We start from the raw sequence: 24,328 nt of genomic DNA, 5'->3' as shown, positions 1-24,328 counted from the left end.
CCGTCACCCCTCACCCTCGACCGCACCGGCCGCACCCGACACCGGGACCACCGAGGCGAAACCACCGTCCACCATCAACCGCGCCACCGTCTCCAGCTCCGGCGGCTCACCCGCCAACCGCTCCAGGAACGCGTCGAAATCCGAGCCGCACGGCAGCAGCAGCCGCTCCACCCGCTCCGTCACCGACCAGCCGTCCCGGTCCCGGGCGTCGTCGAACGGGCAGAACCACACCGAGCCCGCGTCCGCGCCGCCCCGCACCTTCACCGCCAGCAGCCCGCCCTGGACGAACGCCACCCCCAGGAAGTCCTTGGTCAGATGGTCGCGCAGGCACTTGTTCACATAGACCAGGTCGTTCACCGCCGCCTCGTCCCGCACCGTGAAGAACGGCTGGTCCACCAGGATCCCCAGCTCCGGATCGAGCGCCGCCCCCACCGGAGCGCACCCGCCCGCCGCCTTCAGGAACGAGCGGTACGCCTCTGGGAGCCGGTAGCCCAGATCCTCCTCGACCCCCTGCACCTGCGACTCCGACACCGCCGTCCCGGCCCGGGGCAGCCCGAAGTGCGCCGGACGCACCTCCTGCAACGGCCGGGTGCCCCGCTTGTCCTGGTCCACCGCCGCCGTCGCCACCCCTCCGTGGTGCCGCAGCAGCGCCTTCACCTCCACCGGGACCAGCTCAAGCCGCCGCGAACCCGCCACGTGGTGCCAGGTCCAGCCGTGCGGCGTCGCCACCGGCGACACCGTCTCCCACAGCTCGTGCCCCGCCAGCGCCAGCGCCGCGTTCGCCGAGACGTAGTCCGTCAACCGCAGCTCGTCCACGCCGAAGCCCTCCGGCGGCTCCGCGATCTCCACCGCCGCCCGGGCATACGGCGAGAAGTCCGGAAAGCCGGACTCGCCCATCCGTACCCCGCCCGGATACCGGGAGGCCCGCACCGGGTCCGGAAAGGACACGACCTGCCCGGCGTACGCCGCGTTCGGCGGCACGACCGGGGCGTCCGGAGCGGCCGACACGGAACGCTGCCCGAGCCCACCTGTCGTCATGGCGGTTGCCCCCTGCTGCTGACACGGCTACTGACACGGCTGGTGTCCGCACAGCCTAAGCCGTGCTCCGACACAGCAGACCAGCCCACCGCCCCGGTGACCAACCGTCACGGACGGGTGACCCGTCAGCCACCATTCCGACACACCACCCACCCGAAACACCGCCCCCGCTTCCCCCACCACACCCCTGTTTGGCAGGCTGTTCCCCGCAACTCGGGGGATTGCAGAGGGGACGACACCAGACCATGCACACGGCACAACCAGCCACAACACCGACCGGCGCACCCGCCGCCGGAGACCCGCGCCTCAGCTGGAGCACGACCGCCCCCGAGCGCGCGCCCGTCCTCCGCCGCCGCCGCGACGGCATCCTCCCCACCATCGGAGCAGCACTCTCCGTACGCGGCACCACCCTCACCGCCACCGCCGCCCGCGGCAACCGGCCGCCCGCCCTCCACCCCCTCGTCCAGGACTTCCTGGACGCCCTCGGCAGCGGCCAACGCGAACGCTTCACCGGCCGCTGCCCCGAAGTCATCCTCATCTCCCGCCACCTCACCACCACCGACAACAGCCGCTCCAAACGCGCCCAGCGCAAACCCCTCAGCCAGGGCGAAGCCCGGCGCTCCCTCAAACACGCCAAGATCACCACCCGGCGGATACGAGAAGCCGACGACCCCCTGCACGGCAGCTACGCCGCCCCCTGCCGCTCCTGCGCCGCCCTCCTCGCCCACTTCGGCGTACGCCCCATCGACCCCACCACCCCCGAGAACGGCTGACCGCACCGCCATGCCCGACGCCACCACCCCCGGCCACCACCCCGGCCCGCCCCGCACCGTCCACGACACCACCCGCTTCCCCGCCCATGTGGACACCGCCCTCACCCAGGCCGGCTGGCACCCCGGCCGCTGGGACATGCGCCAGGCCGAACACTGGGCCGACACCCTCCGCGCCCACACCTCACCCGGCGGCCACCACCACACCGTCTTCCCCGCCGCCGTCGAAGCCTGGGCCGAATTCGGCGGCCTCCACCTCCAGGCCACCGGACCCGGCCGCCAGATCGCCCCCACCCCCGTGCACCTCGACCCCCTCACCGGCCTGCACCACGCCCGCAGCCTCGCCGACCTCGGCCGCGCCCTCGACACCGACATCGCCCCCCTCGGCATCGAAGGGGACCACCACGCCCTCCTCACCATCGACGCCCACGGCCGGGTCTACAGCCTCGACCACAGCGGCGACTGGTATCTCGGCCCCACCCTCGACCGCGCCCTCGCCGCCCTCCTCACCGGCGCCCAACCCGCCCGCCTCACCTCCCCCTGAGGCCCTCCCCGGCGATTCCCTCCGGCAACACCGCCGACAACCGGAACCCCCCGGCGTCCGTCGGCCCCGACACGAACACCCCGCCCAGCGCCGACACCCGCTCCCGCATCCCCACCAGGCCGTTCCCCCCACTCGGCAACCCGGCGTCCGCCACCGCACCGTCCGAAGGACCGTTCTCCACCTGCAACGCCACCTCCCCCTCCCGGTGCGCGAGGCGCACCACCACCTTCGCCCCCGCCGCGTGCTTGTGGACGTTGGTCAGCCCCTCCTGCACCACCCGGTACGCCGTACGCTCCACCGCCGCGCCATACGCCCGCGCCTCCCCCACCACCAGCAGCTCCACCACCATCCCGGCCTGCCGCGACTGCTCCACCAACCCGTCCAGCTCCTCCAGCCCCGGCCCCTCGTCCAGCGGACCGCCGCCATCGGCAGGCTTCCTCTCCTCCCCCTCCCCCTCCACCGCCGCCGACACCGCCGCCGCCGCGGCCCGCCCCACCGCCGCCAACGGCACCCCCTCCGAGCCGCCCCGGACACCACCCGGCTCCGTCCGCAACACCCCCAGCATCTCCCGCAACTCCGTCAGCGCCTGCCGGCCCATATCCCCCACCAGGGCCGCGTTCCGCACCGCCTTCTGCGGATCCTTCAACGCCACCGCCTGCAAGGCCGCCGCGTGCACCACCATCAGACTCACCCGATGCGCCACCACGTCGTGCATCTCCCGCGCGATCCGCGTCCGCTCCTCCGTACGCGCCATCTGCGCCCGCTGCTCCGCACGGTCCGCCAGCAGCGACAGCTCCTGCTCCAGACTGTCCGCCCGCTCCCGCAGGCTCTCCATCAACCGGCGCCGCGCCCCTATGTACAACCCCAGCAGCACCGGCGGCGCGGTCATCCCCACCGCCAGCACCACCGCCGTCACCGGCACATACCAGGGCCCCGGATCGAACTCCGGCGCCGACGCCACATCCGCGCGCATCCGCACGAACGTCACCACCCCCAGCGCCACCAGCGACATCGCCGCCAGCAACGCCGTGATCCGCCGCGGCACCTCCGAAGCGGCCAGCGTGTACAACCCCACCACGCCCATCAGGAAGCCCATCTCCGCCGGGGTGATCGCGATCGACACCAGCACCACCGCGATCGGCCACCGCCGCCGCAGCAGCAGCACCCACCCCACGACGAACCCGAACCCCACCCCCAGCGCCGTCGGCACCCCCGCGCTCCGGGAGAACTCCACCCCCTCCGCCGCGCACTCCAGCGCCGACAGCAGCGCCAGCACCCCATCCAGCACCGCCCCCCGGCGCCGCTCCCACCACCACCAACCGCGGGCGGTCCGGCCCACGGCTCCCTGCTCTGCCCCCGTTGCGGTCATGCCTCCAGCCTACGAGTGGGCACCAGCCGATTTCGGGAGGGCCCATGTCAGCCCGGACTGCCCTAAAGACGAACAAGACCGGCCCATCCCTCGAACAAGTGAATCGCCCGGGCATTCGACCCGTACAGCCACATGGCGGACCACACTGCCTCCATGACCGACTACGACACCCTCCGCGACCAAGCCGTCGCCTTACGCCGCGAAGGCCTCAGCCGCCGCCAGATCCGCGACCGCCTCGGCATCCACAACAACGACCTGCTCAACCTCCTGGTCCAGGGTGAACCCCCACCCGACTGGACCCGGCGCCCCAACGCCAAAGACGAGCTGCGCGCCAGGGCGCGCGAGCTGCGGACCCAGGGCATGACCTACGACCAGATCCAGCTGGAGCTGGGCTGCTCGAAGAGCTCGATCTCGCTGTGGGTGCGAGATTTGCCGAAGCCGGAGCGGCGGAACCCGTCCGAGCAGGCGCGCCTCGCGGGCCGCCTCCGCTGGGAGCATGAATTGGCCGTGCGGGATGCCGAGCGGCAGGAGACGAAGGCGGCCGCCTGCGGCGAGATCGGAACGCTCTCCGACCGCGAGCTGTTCTTGATCGGTGTAGGGCTCTATTGGGCAGAGGGTTCCAAGGACAAGACGTACGCCCGTCGGGAGAACGTGCTCTTCGTCAACAGCGACCCGAGCATGATCCAGACCTACCTGGCCTGGCTGAAGCTCCTCAAAGTGGAACCCGAGCGCTTGCGCTACCGCGTGATGATCCACGAATCGGCCGATGTGGCAGCGGCCGAACAGTGGTGGGCCGAACTGGTGGGCGTCGATCGCTCGCGCCTCGGCAAGACAACGATCAAGAAGCACAATCCGAAGACGGTGCGCAAGAACGTCAACGACAACTACCGCGGCTGCCTCGTGATCGGGGTAGTCCAATGCGTCGAGCTCTACCGCCGCATCGAAGGGTGGTGGCAAGGCATCACAGTGGCCGCACAAGGCTGAACCGCGTAGGCTGACCCGGGCCGTTCCCGGGTTGCTCTGTCGGTAGGGGCGACTGGACTTTGAATCCAGGTAAGACGCAGGTTCGACTCCTGCCCCGGGAGCCTCACGCGGGCCCCGACCGTCGCACAGCGCGACCGTCGGGGCCCGCCCCCGTTTCGGTCCGTTAACCCCCCGGTATCCTGCGGTTGTCCACACCCCGAAAGCCGAAGGGCAATCCCGTGAGCGCCACACGCCCGGCCGCCGTCGTCGTCCTCGCAGCGGGTGAGGGCACCCGCATGAAGTCGAAGACCCCCAAGGTCCTGCACGAGATCTGCGGACGTTCCCTGGTGGGGCACGTCGTCTCCGCCGCGCGCGAGCTGGACCCGGCGCAGTTGTGCGTCGTGGTGGGGCACGCCCGGGAGCAGGTCGCGGGGCATCTGGAGGAGTTCTACCCCGGGACGCGCACCGCGGTGCAGTACGAGCAGAACGGCACCGGGCACGCGGTGCGGATGGCGCTGGAGGAGCTGGGCGCTCAGGCGCTGGGCGGGACCGTGGTGGTGGTGTGCGGGGACACTCCGCTGCTGTCGGGCGGGACGCTGGCGGCGCTGGTGGAGACGCATGGCACGGACGGCAACGCGGTGACGGTGCTGAGCGCGGAGGTGCCGGACGCGACGGGGTACGGGCGGATCGTGCGGGACGCCGGTTCGGACGCGGTGACGGCGATCGTGGAGCACAAGGACGCCTCGGAGGCGCAGCGGGCGATCCGGGAGATCAACTCGGGTGTGTTCGCGTTCGACGGCCGGCTGCTGGCGGACGCGCTGGGGAAGGTGCGGACGGACAACAGCCAGGGTGAGGAGTATCTGACGGATGTGCTCGGGATCCTGCGTGAGGCGGGGCACCGGGTGGGTGCGTCGGTGGCGGGTGATCACCGCGAGGTGGCGGGGATCAACAACCGGGTGCAGTTGGCCGAGGCGCGTGGGCTGCTGAACCGGCGGTTGCTGGAGGCGGCGATGGCGGCGGGGGTGACGGTGGTGGATCCGTCGTCGGTGCTGGTGGATGTGACGGTGACGTTCGAGCGGGACGTGGTGGTGCATCCGGGGACGCAGTTGCTGGGGTCGACGCATCTGGCGGAGGACGCCGAGGTGGGTCCGAACTCGCGGCTGCGGGACACCCGGGTGGGCCGGGGTGCGCGGGTGGACAACACGGTGGCGGACGGCGCGGAGGTGGGCGAGTCGGCGTCGGTGGGTCCGTACGCGTATCTGCGGCCGGGGACGCGGCTCGGCGCGAAGGCGAAGGCCGGGACGTATGTGGAGATGAAGAACGCGTCGATCGGCGAGGGGACGAAGGTTCCGCATCTGTCGTATGTGGGGGACGCGACGATCGGTGAGTTCACGAACATCGGTGCGGCGAGTGTGTTCGTGAACTACGACGGTGAGGCGAAGCACCACACGACGATCGGCTCACACTGCAAGACGGGTTCGGACAACATGTTTGTGGCGCCCGTCACGGTGGGGGACGGTGCTTACACCGCGGCGGGCTCGGTGATCACCAAGGATGTTCCGCCGGGTTCGCTGGCGGTGGCGCGGGGCCAGCAGCGGAATATCGAGGGCTGGGTGGCGCGCAAGCGGCCCGGGAGCGCGGCGGCGCAGGCGGCCGCGGAGGCTTCGGAGCGGGGCGAGGAGCGGGCTTCGGATGAGGGGTGACCGGAAACGGCCGCGCTCATCTCGGCGTACCGTGATACATGCACACAATTTCGGCTGGCTAGCGCGGCGGTCTCTCGTCGGTGGTTCGCGGCCAGGGAACACGTCTGAGGAGACAGTGCTGTGACCGGGATCAAGACGACCGGCGAGAAGAAGCTGATGCTCTTCTCCGGCCGCGCCCACCCCGAGCTGGCCGAGCAGGTCGCGCACCAGTTGGGGGTCGGTCTGGTGCCGACGAAGGCGTTCGATTTCGCCAATGGTGAGATCTACGTCCGGTTCCAGGAGTCGGCGCGCGGCGCCGACTGCTTCCTGATGCAGAGCCACACGGCCCCCATCAACAAGTGGATCATGGAGCAGCTGATCATGATCGATGCTCTGAAGCGGGCCTCGGCCCGGAGCATCACCGTGATCATCCCCTCGTACGGCTACGCCCGGCAGGACAAGAAGCACCGGGGCCGTGAGCCGATCTCGGCCCGTCTGGTGGCGGATCTGCTGAAGTGCTCGGGTGCGGACCGGATCCTCACGGTGGATCTGCACACCGACCAGATCCAGGGCTTCTTCGACGGCCCGGTGGACCACCTGTCCGCGCTGCCGGTGCTGGCGGACTACGTGGGCGCCAAGGTGGACCGGTCCAAGCTGACGGTGGTCTCGCCGGACGCGGGCCGGGTGCGGGTCGCGGACCGCTGGTGCGACCGGCTGGACGCGCCGCTGGCGATCGTGCACAAGCGGCGGGACAAGGACGTCGCCAACCAGGTGACGGTGCACGAGGTGGTCGGTGAGGTCGAGGGCCGGGTCTGCGTCCTGGTGGACGACATGATCGACACCGGTGGCACCATCTGCGCGGCGGCCGAGGCGCTGTTCGCGCACGGTGCGGAGGACGTCATCGTGACGGCCACGCACGGCATCCTGTCGGGTCCGGCGGCGGACCGCCTGAAGAACTCCAAGGTGAGCGAGTTCGTGCTGACGGACACCCTGCCGACGCCGGGTGAGCTGGAGCTGGACAAGATCACCGTGCTGTCGATCGCGCCGACGATCGCGCGTGCGGTGCGCGAGGTGTTCGAGGACGGTTCGGTGACGAGCCTCTTCGAGGAGCAGCGCTGATCGTCTAGCGATTTTCGCAGGTGAGGGGCCGTCCCGGCCGGTGGTCGGGGCGGCCCCTCGCGTTCCGTTAGACTGGTGGGGTTGCTCGGCGAGGGAGGCCGTCCGCGGTACGCGGGTCGGCGGTCCGTTATCGACGCGCTCTTCGTAGCAGGCCAAGTCCAGTCGTGGCCGGGTGACCCCACGACCGTTGATCCGTCTGTATTTCTACGAGGAGTGCTGATGTCCGAGGTGAAGATCTCCGCCGAGACCCGCAGCGAGTTCGGCAAGGGCGCCGCCCGCCGTATCCGCCGTGCCGACAAGGTTCCCGGTGTGCTGTACGGCCACGGCACCGACCCGGTGCACCTGACCCTCCCGGGCCACGAGCTGCTGCTGGCGCTGCGTACCCCGAACGTCCTGATCGCCCTGGACATCGCGGGCAAGGGCAGCGAGCTGGCCATCCCGAAGTCGGTGCAGCGCGACCCGCTGAAGGGCTTCCTGGAGCACGTGGACCTGCTGCTGGTGAAGCGCGGCGAGAAGGTCAACGTCGAGGTCCCGGTCGTCGCCGAGGGCGACCTGGCCCCGGGCGGCAACCTGCTGGAGCACGTGCTGAACGCGCTGCCGGTCGAGGCCGAGGCCACCCACATCCCGGAGTCCTTCACCGTGTCGGTGGAGGGCCTGGAGGCCGGCGCCTCGGTGCTGGCCAAGGACATCGAGCTGCCCAAGGGCGTCACGCTGGCCACCGACGAGGACGCGGTGGTCCTCCAGGTCGTGGCCGCGCAGGCCGAGGAGCCGGCGGCTGAGGAGGAGGCCGAGGAGGCCCCCGAGGCTGCCGCGGCCGAGGGTGACGAGTCCTCCGAGGGCTGAGTGCCTTCCGGCGCGAGCCGGTGAGTGACGGGGTGGTGGGCCGCTGCGGCCCGCCACCCCGTACTTCTGTCTCAGGAAATCTCAGGACGTCCCAGGTGGACGAGCGAGGGGATGGCGAGGGTGGACGAGAGCTCTTCGGTCTGGCTGGTGGTGGGGCTGGGCAACCCGGGGCCGGAGTACGCGGGCAACCGGCACAACGTGGGGTTCATGGTGGCCGATCTGCTCGCGGAGCGGATGGGCGGGAAGTTCAAGCGGGCGGGCAAGGCGCAGGCGCAGGTGGTGGAGGGCCGGATCGGGCCTCCGGGGCCGGCGAGCCGGCGGGTGGTGCTGGCGAAGCCGATGTCGTTCATGAACCTGTCGGGTGGCCCGGTCTCCGCGCTGCGGGACTTCTACAAGGTGCCGCTGGCGGGGGTGGTGGCCGTCCATGACGAGCTGGACATCGACTACGGGGTGCTGCGGCTGAAGTTGGGCGGCGGTGACAACGGTCACAACGGGCTGAAGTCGATGACCAAGGCGATGGGTGCGGAGTACCACCGGGTGCGGTTCGGGATCGGGCGGCCGCCGGGGCGGATGCAGGTGGCGGACTTCGTGCTGAAGGACTTCGGTTCGGCGGAGCGCAAGGAGCTGGACTACTTCGTGGACCGGGCGGCGGACGCGGTGGAGTGCCTGGTCACCGAGGGTCTGGAGCGGGCCCAGTCGGCGTACAACTCCTGAGGCCGGCAGGTCGCTGCGTTTGACCGGGCACAGTCATGTAGTCAAGGATCCCGGGCCATGAGCAGCCGAACCACCGCCAGAAGACCGAAGACCGCCGCGAGGCCGAAGAGTGCCCCCAAGCGCCGCTCGCCGCTGCCGTTCGCGCGGGCGGCGTTGATGGGGCTGGTGGCGTTGCTGCTGGTGGTGGCGGGGATGTGGGCGTCATGGGCGGACGCTCAGCACATACTGCTGTCGAAGGGGCGGGAGCACGGGACGCTGGTGGTGACCGGGTGCTCGGCGGAGGTGTGCACGGGCCGGTTCGATCCCGAGGGCCCGGCCCCTGTTCGTGCCGATATGTCGATAGAGCGGTCGGTGGCGGTGCGCTCGGACGGCGAGTACCCGGTGGTGGTGAAGCCGGGCAGCCGTGAGCTGGTGCGTACGGGGCTGGGCGGCGGGTTGCACGCCTGGTTGCCGTTGGGCGGGTCGCTGCTGCTGGCGGCGCTGGTGATCGGCGGTGGGCTGCGGTTGCCGCGGCTGGGCTGGGCGGCGGCCTCGCTGGGCGGGCTGCTGCTGGTGGGGACGTTCTTCACGGTGTGAGACGCGGAGGACGTTCTTCACGGTGTGAGGCATACGCGTACGGAGAAGGGGGCGCCCGGCGGTCGGCCGGGCGCCCCCTTGTCCTTCTTCGGCTGCGTCAGCCGGTGTTGCGCAGTCCGGCGGCGACGCCGTTGACGGTGAGCAGCAGGGCGCGGGCGAGCTGCGGGTCGGGCTCGTCGCCGGCCTCGGCGGCCCTGCGCTGGCGGTCGAGCAGGGAGACCTGGAGGTAGGAGATCGGGTCCAGGTAGGCGTCGCGGATGGCGAAGGTCTGCTGGAGGACCGGGTTGGAGTCCAGCAGTTCCTTGCCGCCGGTGACCTTGAGGACTTCGGCGACGGTGAGGGCGTGTTCGGCCTCGATGGTGGCGAAGACGTGCTGGAGGTTCTCCGGCACCAGGGTGTCGACGTAGTGGCGGGCGATCCGCAGGTCGGTCTTGGCGAGGGTCATCTCGACGTTGGAGAGGAAGTTGCGGAAGAAGTGCCAGCGCTCGTGCATCTCGTCCAGGACCTCGTCGAGCCCGGCCTCGCGCAGGGCCTTGAGGCCGGAGCCGACGCCGTACCAGCCGGGGACGATCTGGCGGGACTGGGTCCAGCCGAACACCCACGGGATGGCGCGCAGACCGTCCAGGGAGACGCCGGAGCCGGGGCGGCGGGAGGGGCGGGAGCCGAGGTGGAGGTCGGCCAGCTGGTCGACGGGGGTGGAGGCCAGGAAGTAGGTGGGCAGGTCGGGGTCTTCGACCAGCTTGCGGTAGGCCTGGTGGGCGGCGTCGGAGACGGTGTCCATGGCCGCGTCCCAGCGGGCCAGGGCCTCGTCGGACTGGCGGGGGGCGGTGTGCAGGGCGGAGGCCTGGAGGGTGGCCGCGACGGTCAGCTCCAGGTTCTCCCGGGCCAGGGAGGGGACGAGGTACTTGTCGGAGATGACCTCGCCCTGCTCGGTGACCTTGATCTCGCCTTCGAGGGTGCCCCAGGGCTGGGCCAGGATGGCGTCGTGGGAGGGGCCGCCGCCGCGGCCGACGGTGCCGCCGCGGCCGTGGAAGAGGCGCAGCCGTACGCCGTAGCGGTGGGCGACGTCGCGCAGCCGGCGCTGGGCGCGGTGGATCTCCCACTGGCTGGTGGTGATGCCGCCGAACTTGGAGGAGTCGGAGTAGCCGAGCATGACCTCCTGGACGTCGCCGCGCAGGGAGACCAGGCGGCGGTAGGAGGGGTCGGCGAGCATGCCGTCGAGGATGACGTCGGCGGCCTTGAGCTCGTCGGTGGTCTCCAGCAGCGGCACGATGCCGATCTTGGCCCAGCCGGCGTGCAGGTCGATCAGTCCGGCCTCGCGGGCGAGGACGGCGGCGGCGAAGACGTCGTCGGCGCCCTGGCACATGGAGATGATGTAGGACTCGATGACCTCGGGGCCGAAGCGCTCGAAGGCTTCCTTGACGGTGTGGAAGACGCCGAGGGTCTTCTGTCCGGCCTGGTCGAGGGGGGCCGGGGTGGGGGCGAGGGGCCGGCGGGAGCGGAGCTCCTTGGCGAGGAGCTTCTGCCGGTAGTCGCGGGGCATGTCGGCGTAGCGCCAGGACTCCTCGCCGAGCCGGTCGAAGAGCTGGCCGAGGGCGTGGTGGTGGGCGTCGGCGTGTTCGCGGACGTCCATGGTGGCGAGCTGGAGGCCGAAGGCGGCCAGGGTGCGGATGGTGCGGTCGAGGCGGCCGTCGGCGAAGAGGCCGCCGCGGTGGGCGCGCAGTGAGGTCTGGATGAGGGTGAGGTCGGCGAGGAGTTCGGCGGTGCCGAGGTAGTCGCGGCCGTCGCTGTGCGCGGTGCCGTGGGCGAGGCGCTCGCGGGTGTTGAGGAGCTTCTGCCGGATGCAGGTGGCCTTGAGCCGGTAGGGCTCCTCGGCGTTGAGCCGCTTGTAGCGGGGGCTGATCTCCGGGAGCTTCTCCAGGTCGGCCTGCAACGACTCCAGCAGCTCGTCCGTGGCGCCGGCGTAGCGGATGGAGTTGGAGAGCTGGCCGCGCAGGTGGTCGATGAGGTCGATGGCGTCGGTGATGCCGTGCTCGTGCTGGAGGATCAGCACGTCCCAGGTGACGGCGGGGGTGACGTTGGGGTTGCCGTCGCGGTCGCCGCCGATCCAGGTGCCGAAGGTGAGGGGGCGGGTGCCGGGCGGCAGCTCGTAGCCGACCCGCTCCAGCTCGGCGGCGAGGTCTTCCAGGACGTCGCCGACGGCGCCGGCGTGCAGCTCGTCCAGGTAGTAGATGGCGTTGCGGGCCTCGTCGGCGGGTTCGGGCCGGACGACGCGCAGCTCGTCGGTCTGCCAGATGAGGTCGATGGCCTCGGCCAGGCGCAGGTCGTGGCGGCGCCGGTCGGAGGCGATGACCGGGGTCTCAAGGAGCTCGGCGATGCGGCGGAGCTTGTTGAGGACGGAGCGCCGGGCGGCCTCGGTGGGGTGGGCGGTGAACACCGGCCGTACGTTGAGGTTGCGGACGGTGTCCCGTACGTGGGCGGGGTCGCCGTCCTTGAGCATGTCGGCGGTGCGGGCGAGCAGCCCGCCCTCGGCGGCGCGGCGGGCGCGCAGCTCCTTGCCGCGGTGCACCTGCTCGGTGACGTTGGCGAGGTGGAAGTAGGTGGAGAAGGCGCGGACCAGGCGGCCGGCGGTCTCCAGGTCGGTGTCGCCGAGGAGGGTGGCGGCGGCTTCGCCGTTCTCGCGGGTGAGGTGGCGGACCTTCTCGACGAGTTCGAGGAGGGCGGGGCCTTCCTGGCGTACCAGGGTCTCGCCGAGCAGGTCGCCCAGTCGGCGGATGTCGGATCGCAGCTCGGCGTTGGCGGTGGCGGCCTGGTCGGCGCGGCCTGCGGTCTGGTCGGCACTGCTCACAGGTGCGGCTCCTTGCAGTGTTCTGAGCACGTCTGGGAGGGGTACTGAAAGCTCGCGGACCACGCTGTCCGGCGGGTCCCAGGATAGGTGTCCGTCCTGCGGGGATGCCTCCGGCCCTCCGTCCGGTGCAGGTCGCGCGCCGGTGGTGCGCCCGTGGTGCTCTTGCCGCGCCGCTCGCCGCTGCCATACTTACGTCGCCGTAGGTTACGGTTCCGTAGGTACCGTACCGTCGGTGCTGCCGTCTTCTCTCCCTCACCCCCAGGGGACCCCATGACCACTACTCCCGAGGCACCCGCCGCGGAGTCCGCCGCCCAGGCCGCCGCCGGGCCGGCCGCCGCCCCGGATGTGCCCTCCGCCACGCTCGGCGGGGACAGCAAGCGGTCGGTCGAGCAGCTGGCGCTGCTGGCGTTCATCGTCGTGCCGTTCGTGGCCCTGGTGGCGGCGGTGCCGCTGGCCTGGGGCTGGGGGGTGAGCTGGCTGGATCTGGGGCTGCTGGTGGCGATGTACTACATCGGCTGCCATGGCATCACGATCGGCTTCCACCGGTACTTCACGCATGGCTCCTTCAAGGCGAAGCGGCCGCTGCGGATCGCGCTGGCGGTGATGGGTTCGCTGGCGGTGGAGGGTCCGCTGGTGCGCTGGGTGGCGGACCACCGCAAGCACCACAAGTTCTCCGACGCGGAGGGCGACCCGCACTCGCCGTGGCGGTTCGGTGAGACGCTGCCGGCGCTGATGAAGGGCCTGTGGTGGGCGCACATCGGCTGGATGTTCGACGAGGAGCAGACCCCGCAGCACAAGTACGCCCCGGACCTGATCAAGGACCCGGCGCTGCGCGCGATCTCCCGCCAGTTCGTGCTGTGGACGATCGTCTCGCTGGCGATCCCGCCGCTGGTCGGCGGGCTGGTGACGATGTCCTGGTGGGGCGCGTTCACCGCGTTCTTCTGGGGCTCGCTGGTGCGGGTGGCGCTGCTGCACCATGTCACCTGGTCGATCAACTCGATCTGCCACGCGGTGGGCAAGCGCCCGTTCAAGTCGCGGGACCGCTCGGGCAATGTGTGGTGGCTGGCGGTGCTGTCCTGCGGTGAGTCCTGGCACAACCTGCACCACGCGGACCCGACCTCGGCGCGGCACGGGGTGATGCGCGGGCAGATCGACTCCAGCGCGCGGCTGATCCGCTGGTTCGAGCAGCTGGGCTGGGCGTACGACGTGCGCTGGCCGAGCAAGGAGCGGATCGCGGCCCGGCGGCAGGACAGCTCCGCGCACGCGGCATGATGGATGCCGTGGCGATCGACGGCAGCAGCGGAAGTGACAAACCCCGGCGCGGGCGCCGGGTACGGATGACGGGCGCGGAGCGCCGGCAGCAGTTGCTGGACATCGGCCGCACGCTCTTCGCCGAGCGGGGCTTCGAGGGCACCTCGGTGGAGGAGATCGCCGCGAAGGCGGGCGTTTCCAAGCCGGTGGTGTACGAGCACTTCGGCGGCAAGGAGGGCCTGTACGCGGTGGTGGTGGACCGCGAGATGCGCCAGCTGCTGGACATGGTCACCAGCGCGCTGACCGCGGGGCACCCGCGAGAGCTCCTCGAACAGGCGGCGTTCGCGCTGCTGGACTACATCGAGACCTTCACCGACGGCTTCCGCATCCTGGTGCGGGACTCGCCGGTCGCCCAGTCCACCGGCACCTTCGCCTCGCTGATCTCCGACATCGCCACCCAGGTCGAGGACATCCTCGGCATGGAGTTCAAGAACCGCGGCTTCGACCCCAAGCTGGCCCCCCTCTACGCCCAGGCCCTGGTCGGCATGGTGGCGCTCACCGGCCAGTGGTGGCTGGACGCCCGCAAGCCCAAGAAGGCCGAGGTCGCCGCCCACCTGGTGAACCTCGCCTGGCACGGCCTGGACGGCATGGAGCAGAAGCCCCGGCTGATAGGGCACCGGAAGAGTTAGGGGGCGGGGCGCGCCGAGGGGTTGAGTGCCCCGGTACGCGGCTACGCGCCGGTGACCGTTTTGCCGATGGCGAAGCCCTTGGCCGGGCCGCTGGGGATGACGGCGTCGTTGCCGTAGGGGACGCGGTGCTCGTCCTCGTAGGTGCCCTTGGCGGGGTTGGGCGCGGTCAGCACGAGGACGGCGCCGTCCTGGTCGAAGTCGTCCACGATCACGTACACCGGGATGCCGGCCCGGGCGTATTCGCGGCGCTTGCGGACGCGGTCCCGCTCGATGTTCCGCTGCCCGGGGGAGACGAGCTCCATGACGAGGGCGACACCGACGGCGTCCACGCCGAGACCCTCCTCGTCGGGAATCTCGTCGAGGTCGTCGGTCGCGACGAAGAGGTCCGGGATCCAGAGCTTGCGGCGGTGGACGACATTCACGTCCTGGTAGGCGGAGAAGGCGCTGTCCGCCAGCTGGGCTTCGAGCGCCCTGCGCAGCCGGTTGACCAGGATGCCGTGACGGCGGCGGCCGGTAGGCGACACCTCGATTGCTCCCTCGATGATCTCGGCCCGGCACCCTTCGGGGAGCTCCATGGCCTTCCAGGTCCGCCACAGGAGCTCGTCCAGCTCAAGGACCGGCTCGTTCTCCACCACCGGGATCACCTCATGTGCGAGAGCGGTCATCGTGCAGCACCTCCTCCTCAAGTGTGGGCGCGCGTGCCCGGGCGGCACAAGCGACACCGGGACGCTACGCACCCGTGGCGTCCCGGTGTCGGCATATGCCAGTGGCTCACCCGTACGAGCGACCGGACACGCCCCTCACTCCTCCCGGCGCGCCACCGCGAACACGCGGCGGAAGGGGAAGGCGGTGCCGTGCGGCCCGGTCGGGTAGGCGGCGCGGAGGAGTTCGCGGTACTGGCCGAGGAAGGCGGCGACGGCGTCGGGGTCGTCGTCCAGGGCGGTCAGCACCGGGCGCAGGGCGGTGCCCTTGACCCAGTCCAGGACGGGGTCGGGGCCCTGGAGGAGCTGGTGGTAGACGGTCTCCCAGACGTTGGCGGCGCAGCCGAGGCCGGTGAGGTGGCCGAGATAGCCGGGGGCGTCGAGGATGTGGACGAAGCGGCGGCCGTGGTCGCCGACGCGGTCGCGCCACTCGGGGGACTCGCAGAGGTCGCCGAGCAGGGCGTGGCTGGGGGCGGTGAAGTTGGCGGGAACCTGGAAGGCGAGCACCCCGCCGGGGGTCAGCCCGCCGAGCCAGCGCGGGAAGGACTCGGGGTGGCCGGGCACCCACTGGAGCGCGGCGTTGGAGACGATCAGGTCGTAGGGCTCGTCGGGCATCCAGTGGGCGGCGTCGGCGGGGCGGAAGTCGAGGAAACCGCCGCCGGAAGTGGGGCCGGAGTGGTGCTTGTCGGCCTGTTCGAGCATCTCCGCGGAGAGGTCGAAGCCGGTGATCCGGGCGTCCGGCCAGCGCTCGGCGAGCAGCGCGGTCACATTGCCGGGGCCGCACCCGATGTCGGCGATCCGGGCGGGCCTGCCGAGCGCGGTGGCGGGCAGTTCGGGTATGCGGTGCAGCAGATCGAGGAACGGTCGGGTCCGATGCGAGGAGTGACGCAGGTACTGATCTGGGTCCCAGACCGGTGCGGAATGCATGTTCGAGCCCCCTTGCAGCATCAAGTAGCCGAAACGGAACGGCGTTTCGGGCCAACCATGCCCCATGCTCCGGCCAATTATCTCTCGACGTCAAGAGACTTCACATCGACAGATCCCCTACACTGATCGACATGGAGGACGAGGTCGATCGACTGGTGGCCGCATGGCGTCGCGAGCGCCCTGACCTCGACGTGGAACCGCTGGAGGTCCTCAGCCGGGTCTCCCGGCTCGCCCGGCACCTCGACCGGGCCCGGCGCCTCGCCTTCGCCGAGCACAGCCTGGAGCCGTGGGAGTTCGACGTGCTCACCTCGCTGCGCCGCGCGGGCGCCCCGTACCAGCTCTCCCCCGGCCAGCTGCTCACCCAGACGCTGGTCACCTCCGGCACCATGACCAACCGTATCGACCGGCTCGCCAAGAAGGGCCTGGTCGAGCGGCTGCCCGACCCCAGCGACCGGCGCGGGGTGCTGGTCCGCCTCACCGCCGAGGGCCGCGACCGCGCCGACCAGGCCCTCGCCGGGCTGCTCGACCAGGAACGGGCCATCCTCGCCGAGCTGTCCCGCGCCCAGCGCGCCGAGCTGGCCGCGCTACTGCGCCAGCTGACCGCCCCGTTCGACAACATCCCCACCTGACACACCTGACACACCTGAGGCACCCGACACGGCCGAGACGGGCACCGCCTGCATCGGCACTCCCGGGGCCGCCGGGGTGGAGGCCAGGGCGGCCAGCGGCGCCGGGCCGACCCCCGCCCGGCGGGCCAGCGCCACCGCCGCGAGCGTGGAGTGCACCCCGAGCTTGCCCAGCACGTTCTGCATATGCGTACGGACCGTGTGCGGGGAGAGGAACAGCCGCTCGGCCACCGCCTTGCGGCCGAGCCCGGCCACCATGCAGCGCAGCACCTCCCGCTCCCGGGGGGTCAGCGACTCCACCAGCCGCTCGCTCTCGGTGCGGTGCTTGCGCTCGGCCGTCAGCTCCCGCAGCACCCCGGTCAGCAGCGCCGGCGGCAGATGGGTCTCGTCCCGCAGCACCCCGCGGATCACCGCCAGCAGCCGCTGCAACGAGCAGTCCTTGGCCACCCAGGCCGAGGCCCCGGCCTGGAGCGCCAGCGCCGCCCGCCGCGCCTCGTCCCGGTCCGCCAGCACCACCACCCGGACCTCGGGTCTCGCCCGGCGCACCCCCGCGACCAGCGAGATCCCGTCCACCGCGGCCTCCGCCCCGTCCGGCACCGCCCGCGGTGCCGCGGCCCGCGCCACCCCACCGGGCACGCCCAGGTCGGCGTCGACCAGCGCCACATCGAACCGGCGCCCCTCGGCGGCCGCCCGCTCCAGACAGCGCAGCGCCGCCGGACCGCTGCCGGCCGCCGCGACCTCCACATCCGGCTCGGCCGCCAGGGCCGCGGCCAGCGACTCGGCGAAAATACGGTGATCGTCCACCACGAGAACCCGGATACGGCCCACTGGCACCCCCAAGTGTCGAGCCTCCCTACGCAAGGACGTGAGGAGGGCGGAAACCGGCCGCGGGCGACCGCCCGGCCCACGGGACGGCTCCCGCCGCCACCGCGAGGGGGAAGCTACCCCCGCCCCGGGCCTCGTACCCGGGCTCTCCGGCCCCTGCTCAGCCACCGGCCCCCACCGGTACGCCGGCCTTCAGGGTACGGGCGGGGCGCCGCGCCGGAAGGGGATTGGCACAAGTGCCCGTGGAGGTACGGGGACGGCACAGGCGCCGGGTCGGGTACGGGAACGAGCGGCGCCCCCGTACCGCAAAGGCCGCCGCCCGCCTCGCCCCCGGACACGGGGACGGGCGGCGCCTCCGTACCCGAAGACCACCGCCCGCCCCGTTCACCGTCCCCGGCCCCTCACCCCACTCGCCGCGCCCCCGCCGAGGGCACCGCCGGGAAGACGCGGGGGGCGGTGTGGCCGGCGGCGGCGAAGGCGTCCTCGACGGCCTTGGTGACCGCGGCGGTGTCTCCCGCCTCGGCCAGGACGATCGCCGAGCCGCCGAAGCCCCCGCCGGTCATCCGGGCGCCCAGCGCCCCCGCCTCCACCGCGGTGGCCACCACCAGGTCCAGCTCCGGGCAGGAGACCCGCAGGTCGTCGCGGAGCGAGGCGTGGCCCTCGGTGAGCACCGGGCCCACCGCCCGGGCGTCACCCGCGTCCAGCAGGGCGATGGTGCGGGCGACCCGCTCGTTGTCGGAGACCACATGGCGGACATAGGCCCGTACCGTCGGATCGTCCAGCCGGTCCAGGGCCTCCGGCAGGCGCGCGTACTCCACCTCACGCAGGGTGTTCACTCCGAGCGCCCGCGCGCCCGCCTCGCAGCCGGCGCGCCGCTCGGCGTACGCGCCGTCGCCGAGCGCGTGTTTCACGCGGGTGTCCACCACCAGCAGGGCGAGACCGCGCTGCGCCAGGTCGAAGGGGACCTGGCGCAGCGAGAGGTCCCGGGTGTCCAGGTGCAGCAGATGCCCTTCGGCGGCGCAGGCGGAGGCCATCTGGTCCATCACCCCGCAGGGCACGCCGACGAAGGCGTTCTCGGCGCGCTGGCCGATCCGGGCCAGCTCCGGGCGGGAGCGCCCGAGCCCGTAGAGGTCGTTCAGGGCGAGCGCCACCACCGTCTCCAGCGCGGCGGAGGAGGAGAGCCCGGCGCCGGTGGGGACGGTGGAGGCGAGGTGGACGTCGGCGCCGGTGATGATCTCGTGCCCGGCCTCCCGTAGCGCCCAGACCACGCCCGCCGGGTACGCGGCCCAGCCGACGGCCCCCACGGGCCCGACGGCCCCCACGACCCCGCCCGCGCCGCCGCTCTCCGGCCGCAGCTCCGCCACCTCCAGGGTGACGACCCCCTCACCGGTGTCGGCCGAGTGCACCCGCAGCCGCCCGTCGGTGCGCCGGGAGACCGCGGCGACGGCGGTGTGCGGAAGGGCCAGCGGCATCACGAAGCCGTCGTTGAAGTCGGTGTACTCGCCGATCAGGTTGACCCGCCCCGGGGCCGCCCAGACGCCCTCGGGCTCGGCCCCGTACAGCCGGGCGAAGCCCTCGGCGACGGCCCGCGCCGACTCCTCCGGGGTCGCCGGGGCCTCGACCGGCAGCCCGCTCACTCGGCGTCCGCGTGGAGCGCGCGGGCGAAGTCCCAGGCGTCCGCGACGATCCCGGCAAGCTCGGCGCGGCGGGGCTTCCAGCCGAGCCGGTCGCGGGCCACGGCGGAGGAGGCGACCAGCACGGCCGGGTCGCCGGCCCGGCGCGCGGCGGCGGTCTCGGGGATCGGGTGGCCGGTGACCTCCCGTACCGTCTCGATCACCTCGCGGACCGAGAAGCCGCTGCCGTTGCCCAGGTTGCAGATCAGGTGCTCGGCGGGGCGGACCGCGTCCATGGCCAGTAGATGGGCCTCGGCCAGGTCGGCGACATGGATGTAGTCGCGGACGCAGGTGCCGTCCGGGGTCGGGTAGTCGTCCCCGTAGACGCTGATCGACTCGCGGCGGCCCAGCGCCACCTGGAGGACCAGCGGGATGAGGTGGGACTCGGGGTCATGGCGCTCGCCCTGCGCCCCGTACGCCCCGGCGACGTTGAAGTAGCGCAGCGAGGCGGCCGCCAGCCCGTGCGCCCGCGCCTCGCCGGTGATCATGTGGTCCACGGCCAGCTTGGACGCCCCGTAGGGGCTGGTGGGCGCGGTCGGGTCGGTCTCGGCGATCTTCTCGGAGACCGGCTCCCCGTAGGTCGCGGCGGTGGAGGAGAACACCAGCCTGCGCACCCCGGCGTCCCGCATCGCGGCGAGCAGCGCCAGGGTGCCGCCGACGTTGTTGGACCAGTACTTCTCCGGGTCCGTCACCGACTCGCCGACCTGCGAGAACGCGGCGAAGTGCAGCACCCCGTCGAAGGAGGGGTCGAGGTGCTTCGCGGCGTCCTGGATGCGGCCCTCGATGAACTCGACCCCGTCCGGGACTCCGGCGCGGAAGCCGGTGGACAGGTCGTCCAGGACGGTCACCTCGTGCCCCGCCTCCAGCAGATGGGCGGCGACCACCCCGCCCACATAGCCGGCCCCGCCCGTCACCAGATACCTCATGCGCTCGCTACCTCTCGCAGTCGCCGTGCCGCGGCCTCGGGCGGCACGTCGTTGATGAACACGCTCATACCGGACTCCGAGCCGGCGAGGAACTTCAGCTTGCCGGAGGTCCGCCGTACGGTGAACAACTCCAGGTGCAGAGCGAAACCCTCGCGGCGCGGATCGCTCAGCGGGGCCTGGTGCCAGCCCGCGATATAGGGGGTGGGCGGCTCGCCCTCGCCGAAGATCCGGTCGAAGCGGCGCAGCAGCTCCAGGTAGACGCGGGGGAACTCCTCCCGGGCCGCCTCGTCCAGCGCCCGCAGGTCGGGCACCCGGCGGCGGGGGTAGAGGTGGACCTCGTACGGCCAGTGCGCGGCGTACGGGACGAAGGCGGTCCAGTGCGCGGCGTCCAGCACGATCCGCTCCCCCTCGGCGCGTTCGCGGGCGAGCACGTCGTCGAAGAGGTTGCGGCCGGTCGCGGTGTGGTGGGCCGCCAGCGAGTCGAGCATCCGCTCGGTGCGCGGGGTGGTGAAGGGGTACGCGTAGATCTGGCCGTGCGGGTGGCCGAGGGTGACGCCGATCTCGGCGCCCCGGTTCTCGAAGCAGAAGACCTGCTCGACGCCGGACCGGGCCGACAACTCGGTGGTGCGGTCGGTCCACGCCGCCAGCACCAGGGCGGCCTGCTCCTCGCTGAGGTCGGCGAAGGAGGCCTGGTGGTCCGAGGTGAAGCAGACCACCTCGCAGCGGCCGAGGTCGCCGGCGAGTGAGGGGAAGCGGTTCTCGAAGACGGCCACGTCGTAGTCGGCGGCGGGGATCTCGGTGTGCCGGCCGCCGGTGGACGGGCAGAGCGGGCACTCGTCGGCCGGCGGGTGGTAGGTGCGGCCCTGCCGGTGCGAGGCGATGGCGACCGAGTCGCCGAGCAGCGGGTCGCGGCGGACCTCGGCGGTGGTGGCGACGGCGTCCAGCGGGCGGGGGTCGACCGCGTCGCGGACGGTGCCGTCCCGCAGGTCGTAGTAGAGCAGCTCGCGACCGTCGGCCAAGCGGGTCGACGTCTTCTTCACTCCTGGACTCCTCACCACACGACCATTCCAACACGATCAAACATAACCAACCATCGGCGAGCCATGTCCGTCAACGGATGGGGCGCGACGAACCTCCGGCCGCCATCAGCCTCCCTCAGGTAAGCGCTTCCATCCGACATTTACCCCACCCCTCGCCCGCCATCATCACAATCAAACAAAGATGACCAACCGGTCTGTTCATTTTCGGTGAGCCAAGGCGTAGGTTCCGTGGCTGTTCCGGGCCCGCTCCGGACACCGACCACCAACCACCAACCACCGACTCCGCCTCCATCCCGTCCCGCACCCGCGACGAAGCGAGTACCCATGCATGTGCTGGCCGCCGAGCTACGGCTCCCCACCAACTGGCTCGACTACCTGATCCTGGCGATCTACTTCGCCGTGGTCCTCGGCATCGGCTTCGCCGCCCGGGCGAGCGTCAAGACGAGCCTCGACTTCTTCCTCTCCGGGCGCTCACTGCCCGCCTGGGTGACCGGCCTCGCCTTCGTCGCCGCCAACCTCGGCGCCACCGAGATCCTCGGCATGGCGGCGACCGGCGCCCAGTACGGCGTGGCCGTCGTCCACTGGTACTGGGTGGGCGCCATCCCGGCCATGGTCTTCCTGGGCCTGGTGATGATGCCGTTCTACTACGGCTCCAAGGTCCGCTCGGTGCCGGAGTTCCTGCTGCACCGCTTCGACAAGCCGGCCCACCTGCTCAGCTCCGGGCTGTTCGCGTTCGCCTCGATCCTCATCTCGGGCGTCAACCTCTACGCCCTGTCGATCGTCGTGGAGGCGCTGCTCGGCTGGCCGCAGTGGGTGTCCATCGTGGTCGCCGGCTTCTTCGTGCTCGCCTACATCACCGTCGGCGGCCTCTCCTCGGCGATCTACAACGAGGTGCTGCAGTTCTTCGTCATCCTCGCCGCCCTCATCCCGCTCACCGTCCTCGGACTGAAGAGGGTCGGCGGCTGGGACGGACTGACCGACACCCTCACCAAGCAGCACGGCGGCGACTTCCTCTCCGCCTGGGGCGGCACCGGCATCGGCGACGCCAACCCGCTGGGCGCCAACTGGCTGACCATCGTCCTCGGCCTCGGCTTCGTGCTCTCCTTCGGCTACTGGACCACCAACTTCGCCGAGGTGCAGCGGGCGCTCTCCGCCAAGAACCTCTCGGCCGCCAAGCGCACCCCTCTGATCGCCGCGTTCCCCAAGATGTTCATCGTCTTCCTCGTGATGATCCCGGGCCTGGTCGCCGCCGCCCTCGTCCCCAAGATCGGCCTGGAGGGCTCCGGGCTGACCTACAACGACGCCATCCCGCTGCTGATGTCGGAGCTGCTGCCCAACGGCGTCCTCGGTATCGCGGTCACCGGACTGCTCGCCGCCTTCATGGCGGGCATGGCGGCCAACGTCTCCTCCTTCAACACCGTCTTCACCACCGACATCTGGCAGAAGTACGTGGTAAAGGACCGCCCCGACGCCTACTACCTGAAGTTCGGCCGGCTGATCACCGCGATCGGCGTCGTCGCCTCCATCGGCACCGCCTTCCTGGCGGCCAGCTTCTCCAACATCATGGGCTACCTCCAGACCCTGTTCTCCTTCTTCAACGTCCCGCTGTTCGTGGTCTTCATCATCGGCATGTTCTGGAAGCGGGCCTCGGTCAAGTCCGGCTTCTACGGGCTGCTGGCCGGCACCACGGCCGCGATGGCCAACTACTTCATCGTCTACAAGCAGGGCGTCATCGCCATCCCCACCGACCAGGGCGCCAACTTCGTCTCCGCCATCGTCGGCTTCGTGGCCGGCGCGGTCGTGATGGTGGCCGTCACCCTCTTCACCGCCCCCAAGCCCGAGGAGCAGTTGGCCGGGCTGGTCTACGGGACGCGCTCGCCGGGCATGGAGGAGCCGCCCGCCGAGGGGGACGACGCCTGGTACCGCCGCCCGGCGCTGCTCGGCTGGGGCGCGATCATCCTGGCCGCCGCCCTCTACCTCCCGTACTCCCTCTGATCCCGCCCCGGAGGCATTCAGACATGTCCGATGTGCAGCGCGAAGTCTCCGAGCTGGAGCGCAAGTCCGCCACCGCCGCCCGGCTGTTCGACATCCGGCGGATCATCGGGGGCCTGTTCACGGTCTACGGGATCATCGTGACGATCGCCGGGATCACCGCGTCCGACGCCGACCTGGACAAGGCGGTCGGCGTCAACGTCAACCTGTGGACGGGGCTCGGCATGCTCGCCCTCGGGATCTTCTTCCTGGTCTGGCTGAAGCTCCGCCCCACCGCTCCCCCGCCCCCCGTATCCGACGAGGACGGCCAGCGGTCCTAGGGCCGCTCAAGGGGCGCCGCCGCCCGGTCCAGCAGCCCGGTACGGGCCGCCAGGGCGGCGGCCTCCAGCCGCGAACCGACGTCCAGCTTCATCAGCACCCGCTGGACATGGGTACGGGCCGTGCTGGGGGCGATGCCCATCCCGGCCGCGATCCGCCGGGTGTCCTCGCCCTCGGCGACCCGTACCAGCACCTCCACCTCGCGCGGGGTGAGCAGCCGCAGCAGCCGCTGGGCCTCGTCGTCCGGCTGCGCCACCGGGTTGAGCAGCTCGGTGAACGCCCCGCGCAGCAGCTGCGGCGCCACCGCCGCCTCCCCGGCCCGGGCCTTCAGCATGGCCCGCTCGACGCCCTCGATCCGCTCGTCCTGGCGGACATAGCCGGAGGCCCCGGCGGCGAAGGCGGCCGCGATCCCCAGCGGGCTCGGCACCGGGCCGAGCACCACCACCGCGATCTGCGGACGGTCCCGTTTGATCGCCGCCACCAGGTCGAAGGCACCGGGCTCGGCCGGCGCCGAGGTGCCCAGCAGACACACCTCCGGTGCGCGGCTCACCACCAGTTCGGCCGCGCCCGCGGCGGGCGCGGCCGCGGCCAGCACCCGGTGCCCGCGCAGCTTCAGCGCCGAGGCGAGCGCCTCGGCGAGCAGCCGGTGGTCGTCGACCACCATCACCCGCACGCCCATCGAGCCTCCCCCTCACCGGGAGGGGCCCCACCGCCCCAGCGCGCCCGGCTGTGTTGACCCGGCAAGCTACACGCTTGTTCGACGCCGCGCTGCCCCTACGGGGCCAAAGCCCCCCGTAATCGCGAAAACGGCCCCCTCCGCGTGTGCGCGGCTGCGCGGCGAAGGGGGCCGGATCGTGTCATCCGAGGGTTCCGACGGCTCAGTGGGTGGTCCGA

Annotated in this window: 23 protein-coding genes and 1 tRNA gene; 14 read left to right on the top strand and 10 right to left on the bottom strand. The window is 71.6% G+C overall.

Annotated elements, in window-relative coordinates; genetic code table 11:
• Nucleotides 1-3: 3 nt before the first annotated feature.
• Complete coding sequence (locus ABZ945_RS01995) at nt 4-1,038, bottom strand: SMI1/KNR4 family protein (protein ID WP_361262348.1); 1,035 nt, start codon at nt 1,036-1,038, stop codon at nt 4-6.
• 245 nt (nt 1,039-1,283) lie between these two features.
• Between ABZ945_RS01995 and ABZ945_RS01990 the strand changes: the two genes are divergently transcribed.
• Nucleotides 1,284-1,811, top strand: a complete 528-nt coding sequence (locus tag ABZ945_RS01990; protein WP_361262345.1) for a YwqJ-related putative deaminase — start codon at nt 1,284-1,286, stop codon at nt 1,809-1,811.
• A 10-nt stretch (nt 1,812-1,821) separates the two neighbouring features.
• Nucleotides 1,822-2,352, top strand: coding sequence for an SUKH-3 domain-containing protein (locus ABZ945_RS01985; protein ID WP_361262342.1), 531 nt, complete (start codon nt 1,822-1,824; stop codon nt 2,350-2,352).
• Here ABZ945_RS01985 and ABZ945_RS01980 read toward each other — a convergent pair.
• Nucleotides 2,339-3,721, bottom strand: a complete 1,383-nt coding sequence (locus ABZ945_RS01980; protein WP_361262339.1) for a histidine kinase — start codon at nt 3,719-3,721, stop codon at nt 2,339-2,341. The genes ABZ945_RS01985 and ABZ945_RS01980 overlap by 14 nt on opposite strands.
• 153 nt (nt 3,722-3,874) lie before the next feature.
• Between ABZ945_RS01980 and ABZ945_RS01975 the strand changes: the two genes are divergently transcribed.
• The 7 genes from ABZ945_RS01975 to ABZ945_RS01945 all read left to right on the top strand — a co-directional run bounded on the left by ABZ945_RS01975 (nt 3,875) and on the right by ABZ945_RS01945 (nt 9,618).
• The gene (locus ABZ945_RS01975; protein ID WP_361262336.1) at nt 3,875-4,705 is read left to right on the top strand and encodes a hypothetical protein; all 831 of its coding nucleotides are present in this window, start codon (nt 3,875-3,877) and stop codon (nt 4,703-4,705) included.
• 24 nt (nt 4,706-4,729) lie between these two features.
• Nucleotides 4,730-4,806 (top strand) — tRNA-Gln (locus ABZ945_RS01970).
• 117 nt (nt 4,807-4,923) lie between these two features.
• Complete coding sequence (glmU, locus tag ABZ945_RS01965) at nt 4,924-6,387, top strand: bifunctional UDP-N-acetylglucosamine diphosphorylase/glucosamine-1-phosphate N-acetyltransferase GlmU (RefSeq protein WP_361262333.1); 1,464 nt, start codon at nt 4,924-4,926, stop codon at nt 6,385-6,387.
• A gap of 120 nt (nt 6,388-6,507) precedes the next feature.
• Complete coding sequence (locus ABZ945_RS01960; protein WP_248635956.1) at nt 6,508-7,485, top strand: ribose-phosphate diphosphokinase; 978 nt, start codon at nt 6,508-6,510, stop codon at nt 7,483-7,485.
• Between the two features lie 219 nt (nt 7,486-7,704).
• A complete protein-coding gene (locus tag ABZ945_RS01955; protein ID WP_361262331.1) occupies nt 7,705-8,328 on the top strand; it encodes a 50S ribosomal protein L25/general stress protein Ctc in 624 nt (207 codons plus the stop codon).
• 120 nt (nt 8,329-8,448) lie between these two features.
• Nucleotides 8,449-9,042: an aminoacyl-tRNA hydrolase gene (pth, locus tag ABZ945_RS01950; RefSeq protein ID WP_361262328.1), complete on the top strand. Its 594-nt coding sequence runs from the start codon at nt 8,449-8,451 to the stop codon at nt 9,040-9,042.
• Between the two features lie 156 nt (nt 9,043-9,198).
• The gene (locus ABZ945_RS01945) at nt 9,199-9,618 is read left to right on the top strand and encodes a hypothetical protein (RefSeq protein ID WP_361262909.1); all 420 of its coding nucleotides are present in this window, start codon (nt 9,199-9,201) and stop codon (nt 9,616-9,618) included.
• A 97-nt stretch (nt 9,619-9,715) separates the two neighbouring features.
• Here ABZ945_RS01945 and ppc read toward each other — a convergent pair whose 3' ends face one another.
• A complete protein-coding gene (ppc, locus tag ABZ945_RS01940; RefSeq protein ID WP_361262325.1) occupies nt 9,716-12,466 on the bottom strand; it encodes a phosphoenolpyruvate carboxylase in 2,751 nt (916 codons plus the stop codon).
• A 270-nt stretch (nt 12,467-12,736) separates the two neighbouring features.
• Between ppc and ABZ945_RS01935 the strand changes: the two genes are divergently transcribed.
• A complete protein-coding gene (locus ABZ945_RS01935; RefSeq protein ID WP_361262322.1) occupies nt 12,737-13,738 on the top strand; it encodes a fatty acid desaturase in 1,002 nt (333 codons plus the stop codon).
• Nucleotides 13,735-14,406 (top strand): TetR/AcrR family transcriptional regulator, encoded by a 672-nt coding sequence (locus ABZ945_RS01930; protein WP_361262318.1) that lies wholly within the window; start codon nt 13,735-13,737, stop codon nt 14,404-14,406. The genes ABZ945_RS01935 and ABZ945_RS01930 overlap by 4 nt, the downstream gene beginning before the upstream one ends.
• Nucleotides 14,407-14,447: 41 nt before the next feature.
• Here ABZ945_RS01930 and ABZ945_RS01925 read toward each other — a convergent pair whose 3' ends face one another.
• Both ABZ945_RS01925 and ABZ945_RS01920 read right to left on the bottom strand, forming a co-directional pair.
• Nucleotides 14,448-15,071 (bottom strand): Uma2 family endonuclease, encoded by a 624-nt coding sequence (locus ABZ945_RS01925; RefSeq protein ID WP_361262315.1) that lies wholly within the window; start codon nt 15,069-15,071, stop codon nt 14,448-14,450.
• A gap of 135 nt (nt 15,072-15,206) precedes the next feature.
• Complete coding sequence (locus tag ABZ945_RS01920) at nt 15,207-16,034, bottom strand: trans-aconitate 2-methyltransferase (protein WP_361262312.1); 828 nt, start codon at nt 16,032-16,034, stop codon at nt 15,207-15,209.
• Nucleotides 16,035-16,165: 131 nt separating this feature from the next.
• Between ABZ945_RS01920 and tamR the strand changes: the two genes are divergently transcribed.
• Complete coding sequence (tamR, locus tag ABZ945_RS01915; RefSeq protein WP_105871686.1) at nt 16,166-16,663, top strand: MarR family transcriptional regulator TamR; 498 nt, start codon at nt 16,166-16,168, stop codon at nt 16,661-16,663.
• Here tamR and ABZ945_RS01910 read toward each other — a convergent pair.
• The 4 genes from ABZ945_RS01910 to galT form a co-directional block, all read right to left on the bottom strand.
• A complete protein-coding gene (locus ABZ945_RS01910) occupies nt 16,619-17,488 on the bottom strand; it encodes a response regulator transcription factor (protein ID WP_361262906.1) in 870 nt (289 codons plus the stop codon). The two genes, tamR and ABZ945_RS01910, sit on opposite strands and share 45 nt — an antisense overlap.
• 398 nt (nt 17,489-17,886) lie before the next feature.
• Complete coding sequence (gene galK, locus ABZ945_RS01905; protein ID WP_361262903.1) at nt 17,887-19,113, bottom strand: galactokinase; 1,227 nt, start codon at nt 19,111-19,113, stop codon at nt 17,887-17,889.
• Between the two features lie 5 nt (nt 19,114-19,118).
• Nucleotides 19,119-20,084, bottom strand: a complete 966-nt coding sequence (gene galE, locus ABZ945_RS01900) for a UDP-glucose 4-epimerase GalE (protein WP_361262308.1) — start codon at nt 20,082-20,084, stop codon at nt 19,119-19,121.
• Entirely contained in the window at nt 20,081-21,124 is a 1,044-nt protein-coding gene (gene galT, locus ABZ945_RS01895; RefSeq protein WP_361262305.1) for a galactose-1-phosphate uridylyltransferase, read from the bottom strand. The genes galE and galT overlap by 4 nt, the downstream gene beginning before the upstream one ends.
• A 324-nt stretch (nt 21,125-21,448) precedes the next feature.
• Between galT and ABZ945_RS01890 the strand changes: the two genes are divergently transcribed.
• Both ABZ945_RS01890 and ABZ945_RS01885 read left to right on the top strand, forming a co-directional pair.
• Nucleotides 21,449-23,119, top strand: coding sequence for a sodium:solute symporter family protein (locus tag ABZ945_RS01890; RefSeq protein ID WP_361262303.1), 1,671 nt, complete (start codon nt 21,449-21,451; stop codon nt 23,117-23,119).
• Nucleotides 23,120-23,142: 23 nt separating this feature from the next.
• Nucleotides 23,143-23,436 carry a hypothetical protein gene (locus ABZ945_RS01885; RefSeq protein WP_361262300.1) on the top strand — a complete coding sequence of 98 codons (294 nt, stop codon included), beginning with the start codon at nt 23,143-23,145 and terminating at the stop codon, nt 23,434-23,436.
• Here the strand turns inward: ABZ945_RS01885 and ABZ945_RS01880 are convergent.
• Nucleotides 23,433-24,113, bottom strand: a complete 681-nt coding sequence (locus ABZ945_RS01880; protein WP_361262296.1) for a response regulator transcription factor — start codon at nt 24,111-24,113, stop codon at nt 23,433-23,435. The genes ABZ945_RS01885 and ABZ945_RS01880 overlap by 4 nt on opposite strands.
• Nucleotides 24,114-24,328 lie beyond the last annotated feature (215 nt).

Source organism: Streptomyces sp. NPDC046887, assembly GCF_040644755.1.
GTDB classification, from domain to species: Bacteria; Actinomycetota; Actinomycetes; order Streptomycetales; family Streptomycetaceae; genus Streptomyces; species Streptomyces lichenis.
Note: the sequence above shows the minus strand (reverse complement) of the source record. Positions and strands in the feature narration are given on the sequence as shown.

Coding starts and splice junctions, on each gene's coding strand:
- ABZ945_RS01995 (WP_361262348.1), bottom strand. CDS start 1,038: ATGACGACAGGTGGGCTCGGGCAGCGTTCCGTGTCGGCCGCTCCGGAC.
- ABZ945_RS01990 (WP_361262345.1), top strand. CDS start 1,284: ATGCACACGGCACAACCAGCCACAACACCGACCGGCGCACCCGCCGCC.
- ABZ945_RS01985 (WP_361262342.1), top strand. CDS start 1,822: ATGCCCGACGCCACCACCCCCGGCCACCACCCCGGCCCGCCCCGCACC.
- ABZ945_RS01980 (WP_361262339.1), bottom strand. CDS start 3,721: ATGACCGCAACGGGGGCAGAGCAGGGAGCCGTGGGCCGGACCGCCCGC.
- ABZ945_RS01975 (WP_361262336.1), top strand. CDS start 3,875: ATGACCGACTACGACACCCTCCGCGACCAAGCCGTCGCCTTACGCCGC.
- ABZ945_RS01955 (WP_361262331.1), top strand. CDS start 7,705: ATGTCCGAGGTGAAGATCTCCGCCGAGACCCGCAGCGAGTTCGGCAAG.
- ABZ945_RS01945 (WP_361262909.1), top strand. CDS start 9,199: ATGGGGCTGGTGGCGTTGCTGCTGGTGGTGGCGGGGATGTGGGCGTCA.
- ABZ945_RS01935 (WP_361262322.1), top strand. CDS start 12,737: ATGACCACTACTCCCGAGGCACCCGCCGCGGAGTCCGCCGCCCAGGCC.
- ABZ945_RS01930 (WP_361262318.1), top strand. CDS start 13,735: ATGATGGATGCCGTGGCGATCGACGGCAGCAGCGGAAGTGACAAACCC.
- ABZ945_RS01925 (WP_361262315.1), bottom strand. CDS start 15,071: ATGACCGCTCTCGCACATGAGGTGATCCCGGTGGTGGAGAACGAGCCG.
- ABZ945_RS01920 (WP_361262312.1), bottom strand. CDS start 16,034: ATGCATTCCGCACCGGTCTGGGACCCAGATCAGTACCTGCGTCACTCC.
- tamR (WP_105871686.1), top strand. CDS start 16,166: ATGGAGGACGAGGTCGATCGACTGGTGGCCGCATGGCGTCGCGAGCGC.
- galE (WP_361262308.1), bottom strand. CDS start 20,084: ATGAGGTATCTGGTGACGGGCGGGGCCGGCTATGTGGGCGGGGTGGTC.
- ABZ945_RS01890 (WP_361262303.1), top strand. CDS start 21,449: ATGCATGTGCTGGCCGCCGAGCTACGGCTCCCCACCAACTGGCTCGAC.
- ABZ945_RS01885 (WP_361262300.1), top strand. CDS start 23,143: ATGTCCGATGTGCAGCGCGAAGTCTCCGAGCTGGAGCGCAAGTCCGCC.
- ABZ945_RS01880 (WP_361262296.1), bottom strand. CDS start 24,113: ATGGGCGTGCGGGTGATGGTGGTCGACGACCACCGGCTGCTCGCCGAG.